Here is a 17283-nt window from a genome sequence, read left to right as displayed (position 1 = left end):
AATTACTTCTTTTTAACGGTTTTCTTTTTAGTCGTAGTTTTCTTTGCTGTTGTCTTTTTAGCTGCTGTTTTTTTAGCAGGTGCTTTTTGCGCTATCATCTCTTTAACCTCATCTAAGGTTAATTTAGCAGCATCGACATCTTTAGTAAGCTCTATTTTAGTTTTTCCTTTCAGAATAACCGAACGCCCCCAACGAGCTTTTTCGACTCTTATCCCTTCATCTTCCCAATTGTGAATTACTTTTTCACGTTCTTTTTTAAGCTTGTCTTCAATAAGCTCTTTAATATCAGCATCTGTAAGATTATCGAAGTCGTATTTTTTATTCACATTAATAAACATTCCGCTCCATTTTATAAATGGACCAAAACGTCCTACTCCTTTTTGCACAGGTTCATTTTTATACATCCCTATAGGAGCATCTGCTTTTTCTTTTTCTGCAATAAGCTCGGCAGCTCTTTCAAAAGTAACATCTAAAGGATCTTCGCCTTTCGGTAACGAAATAAACTTTTTACCAAAACGTACATAAGGACCAAACCTACCGTTATTCACTTCTACAGCTTCTCCTTTATAGGTACCTAATGTTTTTGGTAACATGAAAAGCTCCAGCGCTTCTTCTAAAGTAACACTACCTATATTTTGTTCCGGCAATAAACTGGCAAATTGTTTTTCTTCATCTTCCGCATCGCCTATTTGTGCCATAGGACCAAACTTACCTAAACGTACGCTTACCGGTTTGCCTGTTTTAGGATCTGTTCCTAAAATTCTTTCTCCTGATTCACGGTCTGCATTCTTTTCTACATCCTGAACTGTAGGATGGAAATGACCGTAAAAATCTTCCATCATTTTTGTCCAATCCTCATTACCCGATGCAATTTCATCAAAATCCTGCTCTACCTTAGCAGTAAAGTTATAATCTAAAATGGTATCGAAATGATTTACTAAAAAGTCATTTACAATCATACCTATATCAGTAGGAACTAATTTACCTTTATTAGAACCTGCTTGTTCAGTCAATTCTTGGTCGGTTAATTTATCACCTACCAATGTTAACTGGTGGTAATTTCTTTCCTGACCTTCAAAAGTTCCTTTTTCAACATAATTTCTACTTATAATAGTAGAGATAGTTGGCGCATACGTTGACGGGCGACCAATACCAAGTTCTTCCAGTTTCTTCACTAAAGATGCTTCTGTGTATCGTGCCGGTGGTCTGCTAAAGCGTTCGGTAGCTGTAATAATATTACGCACTAGTTTTTCCTCAACACGCAGTGCAGGCAACATACCCTCTTGTTCTACATCCTCATCATCACTTCCTTCAAGATACACTTTAAGAAAACCTTCAAACTTCAACACTTCTCCAGATGCTGCGAATACCTCATTATGATTATTCGCTTCTATCTTAACATTGGTGCGTTCCAGTTGCGCATCGCTCATTTGCGATGCCACTGTACGCTTCCATATTAAATCGTATAACCTTGCTTGGTCGCGATCTATATTAACCGAGTGTCTTGTCATATCGGTAGGACGTATTGCCTCATGCGCTTCCTGTGCTCCTTTACTTTTAGTAGCGTAGTTACGTGGCTTACTGTATTCCTTACCGTATGATTTTATAATCTCCGCTTCAGCAGCACTCATCGCTTCGTTAGACAGGTTCACGCTATCCGTTCTCATATAAGTAATAAGTCCCGCTTCATACAAACGTTGTGCAAGCATCATAGTTACTCCAACCGGTAAATATAATTTTCTTGCCGCCTCCTGTTGTAATGTAGAAGTTGTAAATGGCGCAGCAGGTGACTTTTTACCCGGTTTTGTTTCCAGGTTAGACACCTTATATATAGAGCCTATATTTTTATTTAAAAAATCCTGAGCTTCTTGTTTTGTAGCAAAACTTTTAGGCAGTTTTGCTTTAAACGTTTTTCCTTGTTCATTGGCAAACTCAGCAGTAATATTATAAGAGGCTTCCGCATTAAAGTTTTGAATATCACGCTCGCGCTCTACTATAAGACGAACCGATACCGACTGTACCCTTCCTGCTGAAAGTCCTCCTTTTACTTTTTTCCATAAAACCGGAGAAAGCTCATACCCCACCAACCTGTCTAACACACGGCGTGCTTGCTGTGCATTTACTAAGTGATAGTTTATATCCCTTGGGTTTTCAATGGCTTTTTGTATTGCTGACTTTGTTATCTCGTGGAAAACAATTCGTTTTGTTTTGTTTTTATCAAGTTTAAGTTCTTCCGCTAAGTGCCATGCTATAGCTTCCCCTTCGCGGTCTTCATCACTTGCTAACCAAACGGTTTCGGCTTTTTTAGACAGATCCCTGAGTTTTTTAACCAGCGTTCTTTTATCCGCAGAAACTTCATATTTAGGCTTAAAACCTTTTTCTACATCCACCCCCATTTCTTTAGAAGGCAAGTCGGCAATATGCCCGTAACTTGACTCTACCTGATAGTCTTTTCCTAAAAATTTCTCTATGGTTTTCGCCTTCGCAGGCGACTCAACAATCACTAAATTCTTTGCCATTACATTTTCCTTATATCTCGCAAAAGTATACGATTTTTTTAAATATTAGTTTCATAACGCTTGAAAACAGGCAAATTTTGGAAAAAATTAACCTTAAAAACATACCGAAAAAACCTTTATAAGCACCTTACAAAAATTATATTTTTTTAATTATATTGCATTATAGCCACTTGAAAACATTACGATTATGAAGGATTTGGACGTAAAATTATTATTACCCTACAACTGGTATCATGCAAGGCGAATAAAAATATTTGACGACAAAGGCGCACTTTTGGCAAAAATAGCGCACGGTGAAGAACTTTCAGTGCAAATAGACCAAGAGTGCAAACATATAACTATACGTATTGATTATATAAAATCAGTAATTGAAGTACCACAAAACAGCGACAAATTGTTTTTAAGTGTTTATATGAATTTCAGAGACCGTTTCCCTTACAAATATATAGACTCTGTAAAACGTAAATGCATTACAGGTAAATTTATGAGCAAAGAAGAGTTTGAAAACTTCAATCTTGATTTTTACGCTAACGCTATTGAATACCTGCCTGCGAAAAAATTTGATAATGCATCGTTGGCTTTAGGATTTATTATTGCTTCAGGTTTAATCATTACATCTGTAGTACAGCAAAAAAATCCTTTTCAGGACTTATTATTCTTCATAGGGGTAGCAAGTTTTATCTCCTTATTATTAGTAAGAGCTGAAAAACAAAAAATACAACTTTACGATTACAAAAGCCGGCTTATAGCCACAGCACTTGCTTTTGTTTTAGCATTTTTCTTCTTATTGCCTTCATTTGCTGTAAGCATGTTATTTGCAGTATTCATAAGCACTTTTATACTACGCCTTATAACAAATCTTAAAACCCTTAACAGCGCCTAAACAAATCTGCCAACTTGTCATACATTTCAAATTAATATAGTATCTTTGCCAATTCAGTAAATGCATCACAGAAGCAAACTTTATGGAAAAGATAATTGAAGAAAACAAACAAGGAAACAGCCTTGTTTTAGAGCAGAAAGAGGGAAATACTAAGAGGCTTTTTATTGAAAGCTATGGCTGCCAGATGAATTTTTCTGACAGTGAAATTGTTGCTTCTATATTAGCAGAACAAGGCTATAATACTACTCAGCAAATTGAGGAGGCCGACCTTGTTTTGGTTAACACCTGCTCTATTCGTGACAAAGCAGAGCAAACTGTACGAAAGAGATTAGACCAATATAATAACATCAAGAAAATAAACCCTTCTATGAAGGTTGGCGTACTGGGCTGTATGGCAGAACGCCTTAAAAAACAGTTTCTTGAAGAAGAAAAAATAGTAGACCTGGTAGTAGGACCTGATGCCTATAAAGACATACCAAACCTTTTAAAAGAAGTTGAAGAAGGTCGCGATGCTATAAACGTAATCCTATCTAAAGAAGAAACGTATGGCGATATCTCGCCGGTGCGTTTAAATACTAATGGTGTTACCGCATTTGTTTCTATTACCAGAGGGTGTGATAACATGTGTACCTTCTGCGTAGTACCATTTACACGTGGGCGTGAGCGTAGCCGTGACCCGCAAAGTATTCTTGAAGAAATAAAAGAACTATGGGACAAAGGCTTTAAAGAAGTTACTTTACTAGGGCAAAACGTTGACAGTTACCTTTGGTATGGCGGCGGACTTAAAAAAGATTTTGAAAAAGCCAGTGAAATGCAAAAAGCTACTGCTGTAGATTTTGCTCAATTACTGGATATGGCTGCAACAGCATTCCCAAAAATGCGTTTCCGTTTCAGTACTTCAAACCCGCAAGATATGCACTTGGAGGTTATTGAAGTAATGGCAAAACACCATAATATATGTAAATACATACATTTACCGGTACAAAGCGGTAGCACACGTGTACTGCAAGCTATGAATCGCCAACACACTCGTGAGGAGTATATGGAACTGGTAGATAACATTTACCGTATAATTCCTGATATTTCACTTTCTCAGGATATGATTGCAGGTTTCCCTACCGAAACCGAAGAGGACCACAAGGACACGCTTACCCTTATGGAGTACTGTAAGTATGACTTCGGGTTTATGTTCGCCTACTCTGAGCGTCCAGGAACATTGGCAGCAAGGAAATTGGAAGATGATATTCCTGAAGAAGTTAAAAAACGCAGGCTTACCGAAATAATCAATCTGCAACAAAAAATGGCATGGGAACGTACACAGCGTTTTGTAGGACAAACAGTAGAAGTGTTAATTGAAAAATCTTCTAAGCGTTCTGATGAACACTGGAGCGGGCGTAACTCACAAAACACTATGGTAGTATTCCCGAAAGAAAATTACAAACCGGGTGAGTTTGTAAATGTAAAAATAACAGACTGTACCTCTGCCACGCTAATGGGCGAAGCAGTTGGGTACAGCGATATGAATTAACACTAGCCACTAATTATACAAATTTCACTATTTTTTTTCCTAAAATGGATTTAATTTACAAAGAAGAGTATTATAAAATAGTGGGGATTTGTATGGAAGTACATAGACATTTGGGAGGAGGTTTGTTAGAAGTTGTATATAAAGATGCACTGGAATATGAGTTTAGAAAGAATAACATCCCTTTCAAAAGAGAAAAAGAATATACAATACAGTATAAAAACATTATCCTGCCTCATAAATTCTATGCAGATTTTGTTGTCTATGAAGATATTATATTAGAAGTAAAAGCTGTAAGTAAAATAAATGACAATCATATGGCACAGACATTAAATTATATAAAACTTGCCTACAGCAGACTTGGTATTATTGCAAACTTTCATAACAAGTCACTGGAACATAAAAGAATTGTTAGATAATAATTTAAACGAACATGGCATGAATTTGTATAATTCGTGCAATTCGTGGCAGAAGAAAAAATATGGATAGCATACAAGCCATAAAACAACGATTTGAAATTATAGGGAACGATCCCAAACTAAACCGCGCCATAGAAAAAGCTATGCAGGTAGCCCCTACCGACATTTCGGTACTGGTTACCGGAGAAAGTGGTGTAGGTAAGGAAAGTATCCCGAAAATTATACACGCACTATCGCACCGTAAGCATGGTAAATATATAGCTGTAAACTGTGGTGCAATACCCGAAGGGACTATTGACAGTGAACTTTTCGGACACGAAAAAGGCGCTTTTACAGGTGCAACCTCTACCCGAGAAGGATATTTTGAGGTAGCTGATGGCGGTACTATTTTTCTTGATGAAGTAGGCGAATTACCCCTTACCACACAGGTAAGACTTTTACGTGTACTGGAAAACGGAGAGTTTATAAAAGTAGGCTCTTCTAAAGTACAAAAAACCAATGTGCGTATTGTAGCTGCCACCAACGTACAAATGATGGAGGCTATTAAAAAAGAGAAATTCAGGGAAGACCTTTATTACAGGTTAAGTACTGTGGAAATATCCTTACCTCCGCTACGCGACAGGAAAGATGATATACACTTACTTTTCCGTAAGTTTTCTTCTGATTTTGCACAGAAATACAAAATGCCGCCTATCAAGCTAGACGAAGGTGCTGTACATTTATTATTACAATACCGTTGGTCAGGTAACATACGTCAGTTACGCAACGTAGCAGAGCAGATTTCGGTACTGGAAACTAACCGAACGATTTCTTTGGCTACATTACGCAGTTACTTACCGGACGCTACATCCAGCAACTTACCGGCTGTAATTGGTGATAAAAAATCTGAAGGTGATTTCAGTAATGAGCGCGAAATATTGTACAAAGTACTTTTTGACATGAAAAGTGACCTTAACGATTTAAAAAAGCTCACACTTGATTTAATGCAAAACGGCAACACCAACAAGGTGCAAGAGTCTAACAAAAATTTAATTCAGCGCATATACGGCGGGCAGGAAGAAGCCAGTAGAGATTTTGATGAAATGGCAGGCTCAGCAGGAATAGTACCTGCACAACGCAGTACACCACCGGAACCTGTTATAAACCATCATCACCAAGAAGAAGATGAGGATGAAGGCAATTATTTATTTGCAGAAACCGTTGAAGAAGAAGAAACTTTACGCCTTGATGAAAAAGAAATCGAGTTAATAAAAAAGGCACTGGAACGCAACAACGGAAAAAGAAAAGCTGCTGCCGATGAGCTTGGTATATCCGAAAGGACACTATACAGAAAAATTAAACAATATAACCTTTAATAAAAAAGGCTTGTAATGAGGAAAATAAAAATACTTTTAGCATCAACATTATTGCTTACACTAAGCAGTTGTGGCATATATAACTTTACGGGGGTGGGCGATATTAAAGCCAAAACCTTTCAGGTAAATTATTTCCAAAATAATGCTGATATTGTTGAACCTGGTGTAGAACTAACTTTCACCCGAAGATTACAAGACTTAATACAAAACCAAACTAACCTGACCTTAACCAATAGCGGAGGAGAGTTAATATATGAGGGAGAAATAACACAGTTTCGCGTTACCCCCATGACAGCTACCGCTGACCAGCGTGCAGCACAAAACAGACTAACCATAACAGTAAACGTACGCTATATAAACACGCTTAATGAGGAAGATAATTTTGAAAAACCTTTCAGTTTCTTTTATGATTATCCCGCCGCATCATTACTATCCGGTAGTGTATTAAATACTGCACTTGATGAGATTTTTGAACGTATAACACAAGACATTTTTAATGAATCACTTAACAAGTGGTAATAATCCGAAAAAAGTATACAAACACTATTGAATACTAAAGATTACATAACATTACTAAATAAGCCTTACTCATTAAGCGAAAGGCAAACTGCAGAACTGGAACAGGTTTTAGCTGAGTTCCCTTACCTGCAAAGTGCCCGCGCTATACAGTTAAAAGGGTTATACAATCAGGATAGTTTCAGATATAATACAGAGCTAAAAAAGACAGCAGCACATACTACTGACCGCTCAGTGCTTTTTGATTTTATAACATCAGAACAGTTTGCCAGTATTGATAAGGAGCATTTTGACAATACTCAAAAAACTATTGAATTGCTTCCTGTTAACGAAAGCGAAGAAATAACTGTTGCCCCAAAAGATAAGGTTGAAGAGTCTATAAAGCGCACGATTAAAGAATCAGAATCCGAAGTTGAAATAGAATCACCGCAAGAAATTCCTCAAGCCTCCCCTCAGGCAGAAACAACTGAAAAAGAAGTTGAAAGCACTGAAAAATCTGCTGAAGAAAAACTGGAAATAGGTAAACCGTTGACTTTTAACAGAAGTGAAACCCATTCTTTTTCAGAGTGGCTGCAGCTTTCTAAAATAACACCTATAAACAGGGAAGAAAACAAAGAGGAAGAAGTTGATGAATCTGAAAAAACAGACAGCACCTCTACATCGTCATCAGCACTGGATAAAAAGCTGGAAATAATAGATCGCTTTATAGAATCCAACCCTAAAATAACCCCTTCTAAAACGGCACCTGCTCCAACTACCAATTTAGGGAGCAGAAACGAAGATAATAACAGCCTGATGACAGAGACTTTAGCTAAAGTTTACCTGGAACAAAAAAAATATAGTAAGGCAATACAAGCTTATGAAATTTTAATTTTGAAATATCCGGAAAAAAGTGTTTTCTTTGCAGACCGTATTGCAGATATTAAAATTTTACAACAAAATAACAATTAACGATAATGGAGTTTTCAATCTTTTTAATACTAATAACGCTGGTAAGCTTTTTCCTTGTTGTGATAATCATGGTACAAAACCCTAAAGGTGGTGGTTTATCATCTAGCTTGGGTGGTTCTCAGGTTGTTGGTGGTGTACAAAACACTAATAATTTCTTAGACAAGGGTACATGGACACTGGCTATAGTTTTAGTATCTTTAATTTTACTTTCTACGCTTAGCTTCTCTAACGGTAGTATGGCAGAAGATAAGTACATTGACGAATCTGCAGTACAGACAGAAACTACTACCGACGCACCGGCTACTGACGCTGCTGCAACTCCTGCTGAAGGAGAGGCTGCTACTACAGAAGAAGCTGCTGAGTAAGCAATACATCAAAACAAACTAAATATAGAAATGCCCGCATACTGACATGCTGGCATTTTTTTTTGTCATATATGTCAGTTTACAGTATTGGCACAATTTCTGAAAAATAGAGAGCATAACATTAACAATAAAAATAAAAACATATGGCTTTAAACATTAAACCGCTTTCAGACCGTGTTCTGGTAGAACCGGTTGCTGCAGAAACTAAGACTGCATCAGGTCTTTTCATTCCTGACACTGCAAAAGAAAAACCACAAAAAGGTATTGTAGTAGCCGTTGGTAACGGTACTAAAGACCATGACATGACAGTAAAAGAAGGTGATACTGTTTTATATGGTAAATATGCAGGTACAGAGCTTAAGTTTGAGGGTAAAGATTACCTGATAATGAAAGAAGAAGAAATTTTCGCAGTAATATAATCGAGTTTAATTATTAAAACTATAATACAGAAAATAACATGGCAAAGGAAATAAAATTTGATATTGAAGCACGCGACGGTTTAAAACGGGGTGTAGATGCATTAGCAAATGCTGTAAAAGTAACTTTAGGTCCTAAGGGGCGTAACGTTACAATCAGTAAATCATTTGGCGCACCAACTGTAACAAAAGATGGTGTATCTGTAGCTAAAGAAGTAGAGCTGGAAGATACGCTTGAAAACATGGGAGCACAAATGGTTAAAGAAGTAGCCAGCAAAACTAACGACCTTGCCGGTGACGGTACTACAACTGCTACAGTATTAGCTCAGGCTATTGTAAAAGAAGGGCTTAAAAACGTAGCTGCGGGTGCTAATCCAATGGATTTAAAAAGGGGTATAGACAAAGCTGTTGAAGCTATTGTTGCAGACCTTGCAGCACAAAGTAAAGAAGTAGGTAGTGCTACAGAAAAAATAAAGCAGGTAGCTTCTATCTCTGCTAATAATGATGACGCTATAGGCGACCTTATTGCACAGGCGTTTGAAAAAGTAGGTAAAGAAGGTGTAATTACTGTTGAAGAAGCTAAAGGTACTGATACTTACGTAGACGTAGTTGAAGGTATGCAGTTTGACAGAGGTTATCTTTCTGCATACTTTGTAACAAACTCTGAGAAAATGGAAGCTGAACTTGAAAATCCATACATTTTACTGTATGACAAGAAAGTTTCTTCTATGAAAGATTTACTACCTGTACTTGAGCCGGTAGCACAATCAGGAAGACCGCTTTTAATTATTGCAGAAGATGTTGATGGTGAAGCGCTTGCTACACTCGTACTAAACAAACTAAGAGGTTCGCTTAAAATAGCTGCTGTTAAGGCTCCTGGCTTTGGTGACAGAAGAAAAGCACTTCTTGAAGATATAGCAATACTTACAGGTGGTACAGTAGTATCGGAAGAAAGAGGTTTCACTCTTGAAAACGCTACTTTAGACATGCTGGGTACTTGCGAGAAAGTAACTATTGATAAGGATAACACTACAATAGTGAACGGTTCGGGTGAGGCTGAATCAATAAAAGGACGTGTTAACCAGATTAAAGCACAGATGGAGACTACAACATCTGACTATGATAAAGAAAAGTTACAAGAACGTCTTGCTAAATTAGCAGGTGGTGTAGCGGTACTTTATGTAGGTGCTGCCTCGGAAGTAGAAATGAAAGAGAAAAAAGACCGTGTAGATGACGCACTTCATGCTACTAGAGCAGCCGTTGAAGAAGGTATTGTTGCCGGTGGTGGTGTAGCTTTACTACGAGCTAAAAAATCACTTACTGATATTAAAGCTGAAAATGCAGATGAAACTACAGGTATACAAATTGTAGCACGTGCTATTGAGGCACCTTTAAGAACTATTGTTGAAAACGCAGGTCTTGAAGGTTCGGTAATAGTAGCAAAAGTTGCAGAAGGAGATGCTGACTTTGGTTATAATGCTAAAACTGATGAGTATGTAGATATGCTTAGCGCAGGTATTATAGATCCTAAGAAAGTAACTCGTGTAGCACTTGAAAATGCTGCTTCGGTTTCAGGTATGATACTTACAACCGAGTGTGCTTTAATTGATATTAAAGAAGAAAACGGAGGTGGCGGAATGCCTCCTATGGGTGGCGGAATGCCGGGAATGATGTAATATCACCCTATACAAATAACCTAAAAGAGGAGTACAACGTATTGTGCTCCTCTTTTTTTATTAAAAAATAACTGAAATTAAAACAACATTTATATTTTCGCGTTATAAAAACACATACCAACTAATTGAAATTTATGAAGTCAGCTTTTTACAGCATTTGCCTGCTTTTGGCGGTTTTATTTTCAACCACTGTTAACGCTCAGGATAAAAAAGAGCATATTTCAAAACTACTTAGTGATTACTTCTTTCTGGAACGTGAAAACATTCACGTACAACTGGATAAAGATGTTTTTATGACAAATGAAGCCGTATGGTTTAAAGGGTATGTATATCACCGAAAAACAGGTAAACCTTTTTACTCCTGTGTAAACATTTTTGTATCGCTTATTGATGAAGAAGGAAAAATTCTTCAAAATGATTTGTTATATGGTGATATTGGTAGTTTTTCAGGGAAACTTGATTTAGGTGATGAATTAAAGTCAGGTAAATACTACTTACAGTTTTATACTAACTGGATGAACAACTTTAAAGAAGATGAATCGTTTATCAGGGAAATAACAGTCATTAATCCAACCATTTCACCTTCATTTTCAAGGGGTATAAACTACTCCGATATAAACATCAATCTGTTTCCTGAGGGTGGCACATTAGTAGCAGGGGTTAATAATGTAGTAGGAGTAACTATTGCAGACTGTAATAACACTCCTGTATCTGCTACCGAAGTATACCTTACTAACAGCTCAGGAGAAAAAATAAAATCTGTAAGCGTTAACGAATCTGGTTACGGAAGGTTTACCATAATTCCTGAAGCTACAGAAACGTATAAAGTAGTAGCAAATATTAAAAACACACCACATGAACAACAACTTGAACGTGCACAACTAAAAGGCGCATCTTTAGAAGTAAACTCTTACGTTTTAGCCGAAAAAGTTATTGTAAAAGTAAGAGCTTCAGATGTTCTTAAAAAAGAAATTGGTACCGATGCGGTATATTTAGTCGCTCATAAAGATGAAAAATCTTCTGTTTTTAAATTTAATCTTTCAGAAGAGACAGAAGTAAATATGATTTTAAATATTAGCGATTTTAGCACAGGATTAAATACCTTCCGCCTGTTAGACAGTAACCTCGATGAACTAGCTTATCGCTTGGCATATATTCAGCCTGACAAAACCTTACCACTTGACATACAAAAGAAAAAGTTTGATAAGGAAATCGCTGAATTAACCGGGAAATCTCCTTTAAAAAATGCTAAACTAAGCGTAACAATACTTCCTGACAATACTATGGCACTAAAAGAACATAATGACATGTATGGGTCTTTACTTTTAGCTCCATACATAGAAAACAACAGGCGTATTGATGCTAAAAAGTATTTTAAAGAAGTAAACCGAAAAACACTTTATGAGCTTGACTTATTCCTGTTAACTAATAAAAGTAAATATGCATGGAGAAACATTAAAAGTTCTCCTCCCGAAAGTAATTATACTTTTGATATGGGAATCACTATAAAAGGAACCTTAAATCAAAAAATACGCAATACCGACAAATACCGCATTAATGCAACTTCTATAGGAGGTATTTTAGATGAAACTGTTGGTATTAATGATAAAAATGAATTTATACTTGACCACATGGTACTGGCAGATTCTACCAAAATAGATTTTTCTTTAATTAATGGTGATAAAAGAGAAGCTATAAAACTATACCCGCAAGTATTTAATAACATAAGGAGATACAATAAACCCTATATACCCGAAACTGTTAGTTGTAAACCAAGTGAAACGGACTCTACATTACCGGAAGTTGTATTTCCGGGTATTGTAGATATGGATGCTATTATTCTTGATGAAGTTGAGCTAACAGGGCAAACAAGAGGTGAGTTAAAATACGAAACCTCATTTGGGAATGCTCAATTAAGAGGTTATAAAATATCTGAAGACGAAACTGTAAACTTTTTTTATATTCTTGATTTAATACGCTATCATGGTTTTGATGTTGAAGATGATGGTATGAATATTAATGTATACGGGCGAACTGTTAATACTATAAATGGGCAAAGATCTTCGCCAATGTTATATGTAAATAATGTAAGGCAATTAACTTTTGATTTTCTTCGCGGTATGCAAACAGCAGATGTTGATGAGTTTTATGTAAACCAGCATGCAATAGTACCTTCGGTAGATAATAAAATGGGGATTATAAAAATTTACATGAGAACTGATTTTACCGGTAAAAAGAATAAGAAAACATCAACTGACTTTATAATAACTGATGGGTTCCAGCAGGTAGAACCGTTTAAAAACACCGAATATTTTACTACATACAGTAAAGGGTTCGAAAACTTCGGGGTTATAGACTGGGAGCCTTTAATTACAAGTGATGAGAAAGGTGAATTTAGTTTTGAAATACCTTATACAGGACAAGACGCAGTAAGGATTTTAATTGAAGGTATGAGCCCCGAGGGCAATATAATATCGGAAACAAAAACTATTTACTTAAATTAAAAAAGGCTCCTTCAGGAGCTTTTTTTAATACTATTTTTTATTTAATTAAAGTACACTTGATATTGTGCTACTACAGCTCCTCGCCTTTCAATTTTTTCTCCCGTAGTGTTATATACAGGCCTGCTTTGATATGCTATTGTAAACTTTGAAGTATGCCCTGCCAATATCCAGTTAATCCCGACATCAAAAAAGCTCATAGGGTCTTCCAATGCTTCATAATCTGCATGCTGAATAGAAGCATAAGGCAGTAATGTAGTATTGCCAATTAAATTATCTTTAAACTTATATCCTGCCTGAGCATAAAATACTGTACCCGTACCATACATAGGGAAACCATTCCCACTCCCGTTTAATATATCAGGGTTATTACTTCCGGTAGCAGGGTTCATTACTGCTGAGTTACGCAAGTAATTCTTGCCAAAATCATAGTTTGTAACGTTAGCATACACACTTATGGCTTGCCCCTTATTACCCACAGGAGCATCATAATAAACATCAGCTGCCAGATGGAACATATTGCTCATTATAGTATCATTTACAGCATTTCTGTGCCACATAGCATCTTCTTGATATACTAAGCCTGCTCCAATATTTAATACTTTTTTATTACCTAAATAAGTTCCTGTGTTATATGATGTAAGGTTAGACTCTTTATCTTTAAATTGATACTGAAAATAGGCATTCCATTGCATTTCGGGTGGATTAGATGAAAAGCTTGCTACATCTTCATTTATAGTAGGATCGTAATTTGAAGATTCTGTAATTGACATAGGTTGTGCTAAAGCTATCCTATAATCTAATTTACCTAATTTACCTTTAGCAAATACTGATAATTTTCTTAAAAACTGATCGGTAACATCATTAGTACTTTGCAGAAACAAAGGCGCATCAATTCCCAAAATAGAACCTACAGAGGGAGAAGAAAAGCGGGAAAGACCACTCCATGCAGAAAGCCCCATACCTATTGAAAGCTTTTCTTTATCAACAGCATACTCACCGTAAGCATCATGTACAAAAAAGCCCAGCTTTCTGCTTGATACAGCATTAAAATTATTTTCTCCAAACTGACTGTAAGCAAAAACCCTGTCAGTTAACTGACCATACATTTGTATTCGGTAGCGACGTATTCCAATATCAGTTCCATTAGTACGCTCTACGTTATTTATAGTAGTCCCGGGGTTGTATTCCATATTTCTTAGCCATGCCTGAGTAAGAAAAGTAAATTTGACATAATTACTTCCATCTTCATTCAGGTATAGTTTTTTATCTTTAAACAGCTCTTGTGCTGTTAGGCTTTGCAATAAAAAGCCCCCAAAAAGAAACACAAAAGTAAAAGCCAAGTTGGTAGTATTCATTTGTTGATTGATTTAAAAAACTTATATATAAACTCCTAAATATAAATTTAAAATTACACTTACCATAAAAAAACTCCCGAACATATTCGGGAGTTTTTTTATGGTACTCTAGTTTTGTTATTCTCTATCGTATTGGCAACAATCATGCAAGCCTTTGTAATCTTCATCTTTAGCCTTTACTTTATCAGTATCATGTCCTGATTTTGCCACCGCTTTTCGTACATCGTCAATACTACACTTATTTTCATCTATAATTAAGTGTAAATCCTGATGATGATCATGCCATTCTGCGAACTTTACACCAGACACACCAAAGGCTGCCTTTTCAATTCGCTTTTTACACATATCGCAGTTTCCTTTAACCTCGATTTCGTATTTGGCATTTTTCTTCTTCTTTTCCTGAGCTTGTATTGTTACGCTAAACAACATAACAAATAATAATAAAAACAGTTTTTTCATAGTATGATTCTTAGTTAAGTTTTTAAATATAATATTTTTATTTAATCTTAAATCGTAAACCTGCATAGTACATTTGCCCAAATACAGGTGCATATACTATAGATGTATCAAAATAAGTACCAAAAGGGTCATCTGCGCCTATAATTGCTCTGTCCTGACGATAGTTACCTATATTCTCACCTCCCACATATACTTCAAACACACTTGAGAAGGTACGGGTTATTTGCGCATTCATTAAAGAGAATGATGGTGAATACTCACCCATGCGGTACTGCGCAGGGTTTGATGCTGTATTTGGCAAGCGTTGTTTATCTAACCAGTTATAAGTGAAATCAAACTTCCATTGTTTACCGCCTTCACCTATATGTGTTTCATAACCTACATTAGCAAAAAATCTGTTTTTTGCCTGTAGCGGCATTTCTTCAGTACCCGAAAGGTAATCTGTTTTAACGTCATAGTACTTATAAGCAGTACGTATATTAAAGTGGTGTGTTATTTCATAATTCAACTCAACCTGTAAACTATTAGCAGAAGAACCGTTTTCTAAATTATAGAAAGATACTTGCTGTGGCGATCCATACACATCAACTACTGCACGGTTTTCAAAATCGGTTCTATAGAAATCTACTATAAAATCTGTATTTCTATTAAACAGTTTAAAACCCTGACTAAAGCTTATTCCGTAATTCCATGCAATTTCAGGGTCAAGCCCATAAACTTTACCACCGTTATTTAAAACTTGAAACTGGCGTGAGCTACCAAAGTATTGCTGATTTTCGGCAAATATATTAGCTGCTCTTTTACCTCTACCTGCCGAAGCGCGTAGTACAGTTTTGGTCCAAGGGTTGTAACGCAGGTGTAGTCTTGGCGTAAAGAAAGTACCTAATCGGTTATGTACATCTACCCTACCTCCTAATATTGCACTAAAATCATAGTTATTATCATACGTATATTCAAAGAAAGCTCCTACTGAATTATCTATCCTGCCTACGTCAGCAGTATTTACAAATTCATCATATTTATCGTATGTAAAGTTTAATCCTGTAGAAAACTTATTTAAAGTATTAGTTATAATAGAACTGAAAATAAGGTTAGAGTAAAAACTTTTTTGATCTATATCATACTGGTTAAGCCCAAAATAAGAATCTTGCTTATGCCAGTTATATGCCGCTTGCAATCCTACACTTTGGAAAGGCATATCAGGGAAAACATAGCCTAGTTTACCTGAAAGATCTAACTTATCAGTAATAATTTCCGAACCCCAGTAGTTTGTAGTTAGTTTATCTCTGTCCGGGTCAAAGTCAAGTTCTCCTGTTTGTTTTTCATCACGCATGTAACGTGCATTAAGGAAACTTACCCAGCCTTTCTCGGCATCATTATACTGCCAGCGGTTCATTACGTTAATCTGTTTCGCCAGTGGGTTATCAAGAAAACCATCATCGTTCATGTCATTCTTTGTTACACGAGTATTACCATGTACAAATAATGTACTGCTCCACTTATCTGAAACTTTTTGATTAATATGAGTATTCAACTCAAAGCGTCCTCCTGTAGAACCGTAAGCATTTAAAAAGAAAGGAATATCATCAACCGGCTTTAAAAGCTCGTAGTTTATTTGCCCTGATATACTCTCATAACCATTAATTACAGGTCCTGCCCCTTTTGTAATTTGTATACTCTCAACCCATGTACCCGGCACAAACGAAAGCCCGTATGCTTGCGATGCCCCACGCACTGCCGGTATATTTTCTTCTGCTATTAACAGGTATGGGCTGGTAAGTCCCAGCATTTTTATTTGTCGTGTTCCTGTAAGCGCGTCAGAGAAGTTAACATCAATAGAAGGGTTGGTCTCAAAGCTTTCGGCAATGTTACAGCAAGCTGCTTTTAAAAGTTCTTTACTGCTCATTTTAGAAACATTGGCTGTTTCAAGACGAGATCTTTCAAGGCTTTTTCTTGTTTTCTCTACAGTAACTTCATCAAGCTCACTTCCGCCTGAAGGTTTTAAAACGTGAGTTATATATTTCGGTGAATTTACTGTAATTGTATCCGTTTCAAAACCTATATAACTAATAATAAGTTTTGTGTATTCTTTTGAATAGGGGATTTTAAAAGTACCATCATCTACTGTTGATACTGAAATTGAAGTATCTGCCCAATGCACACTTGCACCGGGTAACGGCAGGTTTTGGTCATCCAGTACCTTACCGCTTATTGTTTCCTGTGCCTGTACATTTACAGCCACAATACATAAAATGAATAAAAATATATTACGCATAAAAATAAATGTAATGTTTATAAATAAATTAAATAGTACCCCATTACAATAACAGGGCTAACTGT

Annotated in this window: 14 protein-coding genes; 10 read left to right on the top strand and 4 right to left on the bottom strand. The window is 36.3% G+C overall.

Annotated features, from left to right (window positions below):
- Nucleotides 1-2: 2 nt before the first annotated feature.
- Nucleotides 3-2519: a type I DNA topoisomerase gene (gene topA, locus IEW45_RS04525; protein WP_188620040.1), complete on the bottom strand. Its 2517-nt coding sequence runs from the start codon at nt 2517-2519 to the stop codon at nt 3-5.
- A 187-nt stretch (nt 2520-2706) separates the two neighbouring features.
- Here topA and IEW45_RS04520 point away from each other — a divergent pair, with 187 nt between their 5' ends.
- The 10 genes from IEW45_RS04520 to IEW45_RS04475 all read left to right on the top strand — a co-directional run bounded on the left by IEW45_RS04520 (nt 2707) and on the right by IEW45_RS04475 (nt 13129).
- A complete protein-coding gene (locus IEW45_RS04520; RefSeq protein WP_188620039.1) occupies nt 2707-3402 on the top strand; it encodes a hypothetical protein in 696 nt (231 codons plus the stop codon).
- An 82-nt stretch (nt 3403-3484) separates the two neighbouring features.
- On the top strand, nt 3485-4930 hold the full coding sequence (miaB, locus tag IEW45_RS04515; RefSeq protein WP_188620038.1) for a tRNA (N6-isopentenyl adenosine(37)-C2)-methylthiotransferase MiaB: 1446 nt from the start codon (nt 3485-3487) through the stop codon (nt 4928-4930).
- A 44-nt stretch (nt 4931-4974) separates the two neighbouring features.
- The gene (locus tag IEW45_RS04510; protein WP_188620037.1) at nt 4975-5346 is read left to right on the top strand and encodes a GxxExxY protein; all 372 of its coding nucleotides are present in this window, start codon (nt 4975-4977) and stop codon (nt 5344-5346) included.
- 62 nt (nt 5347-5408) lie between these two features.
- A complete protein-coding gene (locus tag IEW45_RS04505; protein WP_188620036.1) occupies nt 5409-6701 on the top strand; it encodes a sigma-54 interaction domain-containing protein in 1293 nt (430 codons plus the stop codon).
- Between the two features lie 15 nt (nt 6702-6716).
- The gene (locus IEW45_RS04500; RefSeq protein WP_188620035.1) at nt 6717-7220 is read left to right on the top strand and encodes an LptE family protein; all 504 of its coding nucleotides are present in this window, start codon (nt 6717-6719) and stop codon (nt 7218-7220) included.
- A gap of 27 nt (nt 7221-7247) precedes the next feature.
- Complete coding sequence (locus IEW45_RS04495) at nt 7248-8168, top strand: tetratricopeptide repeat protein (RefSeq protein ID WP_188620034.1); 921 nt, start codon at nt 7248-7250, stop codon at nt 8166-8168.
- Nucleotides 8169-8173: 5 nt separating this feature from the next.
- Entirely contained in the window at nt 8174-8533 is a 360-nt protein-coding gene (gene secG / locus IEW45_RS04490; protein WP_373283160.1) for a preprotein translocase subunit SecG, read from the top strand.
- A gap of 143 nt (nt 8534-8676) precedes the next feature.
- The gene (locus IEW45_RS04485; protein ID WP_188620033.1) at nt 8677-8952 is read left to right on the top strand and encodes a co-chaperone GroES; all 276 of its coding nucleotides are present in this window, start codon (nt 8677-8679) and stop codon (nt 8950-8952) included.
- Nucleotides 8953-8990: 38 nt separating this feature from the next.
- A complete protein-coding gene (gene groL / locus IEW45_RS04480; RefSeq protein WP_188620032.1) occupies nt 8991-10625 on the top strand; it encodes a chaperonin GroEL in 1635 nt (544 codons plus the stop codon).
- A 134-nt stretch (nt 10626-10759) separates the two neighbouring features.
- A complete protein-coding gene (locus tag IEW45_RS04475; protein WP_188620031.1) occupies nt 10760-13129 on the top strand; it encodes a hypothetical protein in 2370 nt (789 codons plus the stop codon).
- Between the two features lie 41 nt (nt 13130-13170).
- On the opposite strand, the gene IEW45_RS04470 is transcribed toward IEW45_RS04475, so the two are convergent.
- The 3 genes from IEW45_RS04470 to IEW45_RS04460 form a co-directional block, all read right to left on the bottom strand.
- Nucleotides 13171-14484 (bottom strand): hypothetical protein, encoded by a 1314-nt coding sequence (locus IEW45_RS04470; RefSeq protein ID WP_188620030.1) that lies wholly within the window; start codon nt 14482-14484, stop codon nt 13171-13173.
- 117 nt (nt 14485-14601) lie between these two features.
- On the bottom strand, nt 14602-14943 hold the full coding sequence (locus tag IEW45_RS04465; RefSeq protein ID WP_188620029.1) for a heavy-metal-associated domain-containing protein: 342 nt from the start codon (nt 14941-14943) through the stop codon (nt 14602-14604).
- A 37-nt stretch (nt 14944-14980) separates the two neighbouring features.
- Nucleotides 14981-17218 (bottom strand): TonB-dependent receptor, encoded by a 2238-nt coding sequence (locus IEW45_RS04460; protein WP_188620028.1) that lies wholly within the window; start codon nt 17216-17218, stop codon nt 14981-14983.
- Nucleotides 17219-17283 lie beyond the last annotated feature (65 nt).

Source organism: Flavobacterium suaedae (genome assembly GCF_014642915.1).
Taxonomy (GTDB): domain Bacteria; phylum Bacteroidota; class Bacteroidia; order Flavobacteriales; family Flavobacteriaceae; genus Flavobacterium; species Flavobacterium suaedae.
Note: the sequence above shows the minus strand (reverse complement) of the source record. Positions and strands in the feature narration are given on the sequence as shown.

What these genes read in the sequence shown, in the direction of transcription:
- topA (WP_188620040.1), bottom strand. Translation starts at nt 2,519, where the DNA reads ATGGCAAAGAATTTAGTGATTGTTGAGTCGCCTGCGAAGGCGAAAACC.
- IEW45_RS04520 (WP_188620039.1), top strand. Translation starts at nt 2,707, where the DNA reads ATGAAGGATTTGGACGTAAAATTATTATTACCCTACAACTGGTATCAT.
- miaB (WP_188620038.1), top strand. Translation starts at nt 3,485, where the DNA reads ATGGAAAAGATAATTGAAGAAAACAAACAAGGAAACAGCCTTGTTTTA.
- IEW45_RS04510 (WP_188620037.1), top strand. Translation starts at nt 4,975, where the DNA reads ATGGATTTAATTTACAAAGAAGAGTATTATAAAATAGTGGGGATTTGT.
- IEW45_RS04505 (WP_188620036.1), top strand. Translation starts at nt 5,409, where the DNA reads ATGGATAGCATACAAGCCATAAAACAACGATTTGAAATTATAGGGAAC.
- IEW45_RS04500 (WP_188620035.1), top strand. Translation starts at nt 6,717, where the DNA reads ATGAGGAAAATAAAAATACTTTTAGCATCAACATTATTGCTTACACTA.
- secG (WP_373283160.1), top strand. Translation starts at nt 8,174, where the DNA reads ATGGAGTTTTCAATCTTTTTAATACTAATAACGCTGGTAAGCTTTTTC.
- IEW45_RS04485 (WP_188620033.1), top strand. Translation starts at nt 8,677, where the DNA reads ATGGCTTTAAACATTAAACCGCTTTCAGACCGTGTTCTGGTAGAACCG.
- groL (WP_188620032.1), top strand. Translation starts at nt 8,991, where the DNA reads ATGGCAAAGGAAATAAAATTTGATATTGAAGCACGCGACGGTTTAAAA.
- IEW45_RS04475 (WP_188620031.1), top strand. Translation starts at nt 10,760, where the DNA reads ATGAAGTCAGCTTTTTACAGCATTTGCCTGCTTTTGGCGGTTTTATTT.
- IEW45_RS04470 (WP_188620030.1), bottom strand. Translation starts at nt 14,484, where the DNA reads ATGAATACTACCAACTTGGCTTTTACTTTTGTGTTTCTTTTTGGGGGC.
- IEW45_RS04465 (WP_188620029.1), bottom strand. Translation starts at nt 14,943, where the DNA reads ATGAAAAAACTGTTTTTATTATTATTTGTTATGTTGTTTAGCGTAACA.
- IEW45_RS04460 (WP_188620028.1), bottom strand. Translation starts at nt 17,218, where the DNA reads ATGCGTAATATATTTTTATTCATTTTATGTATTGTGGCTGTAAATGTA.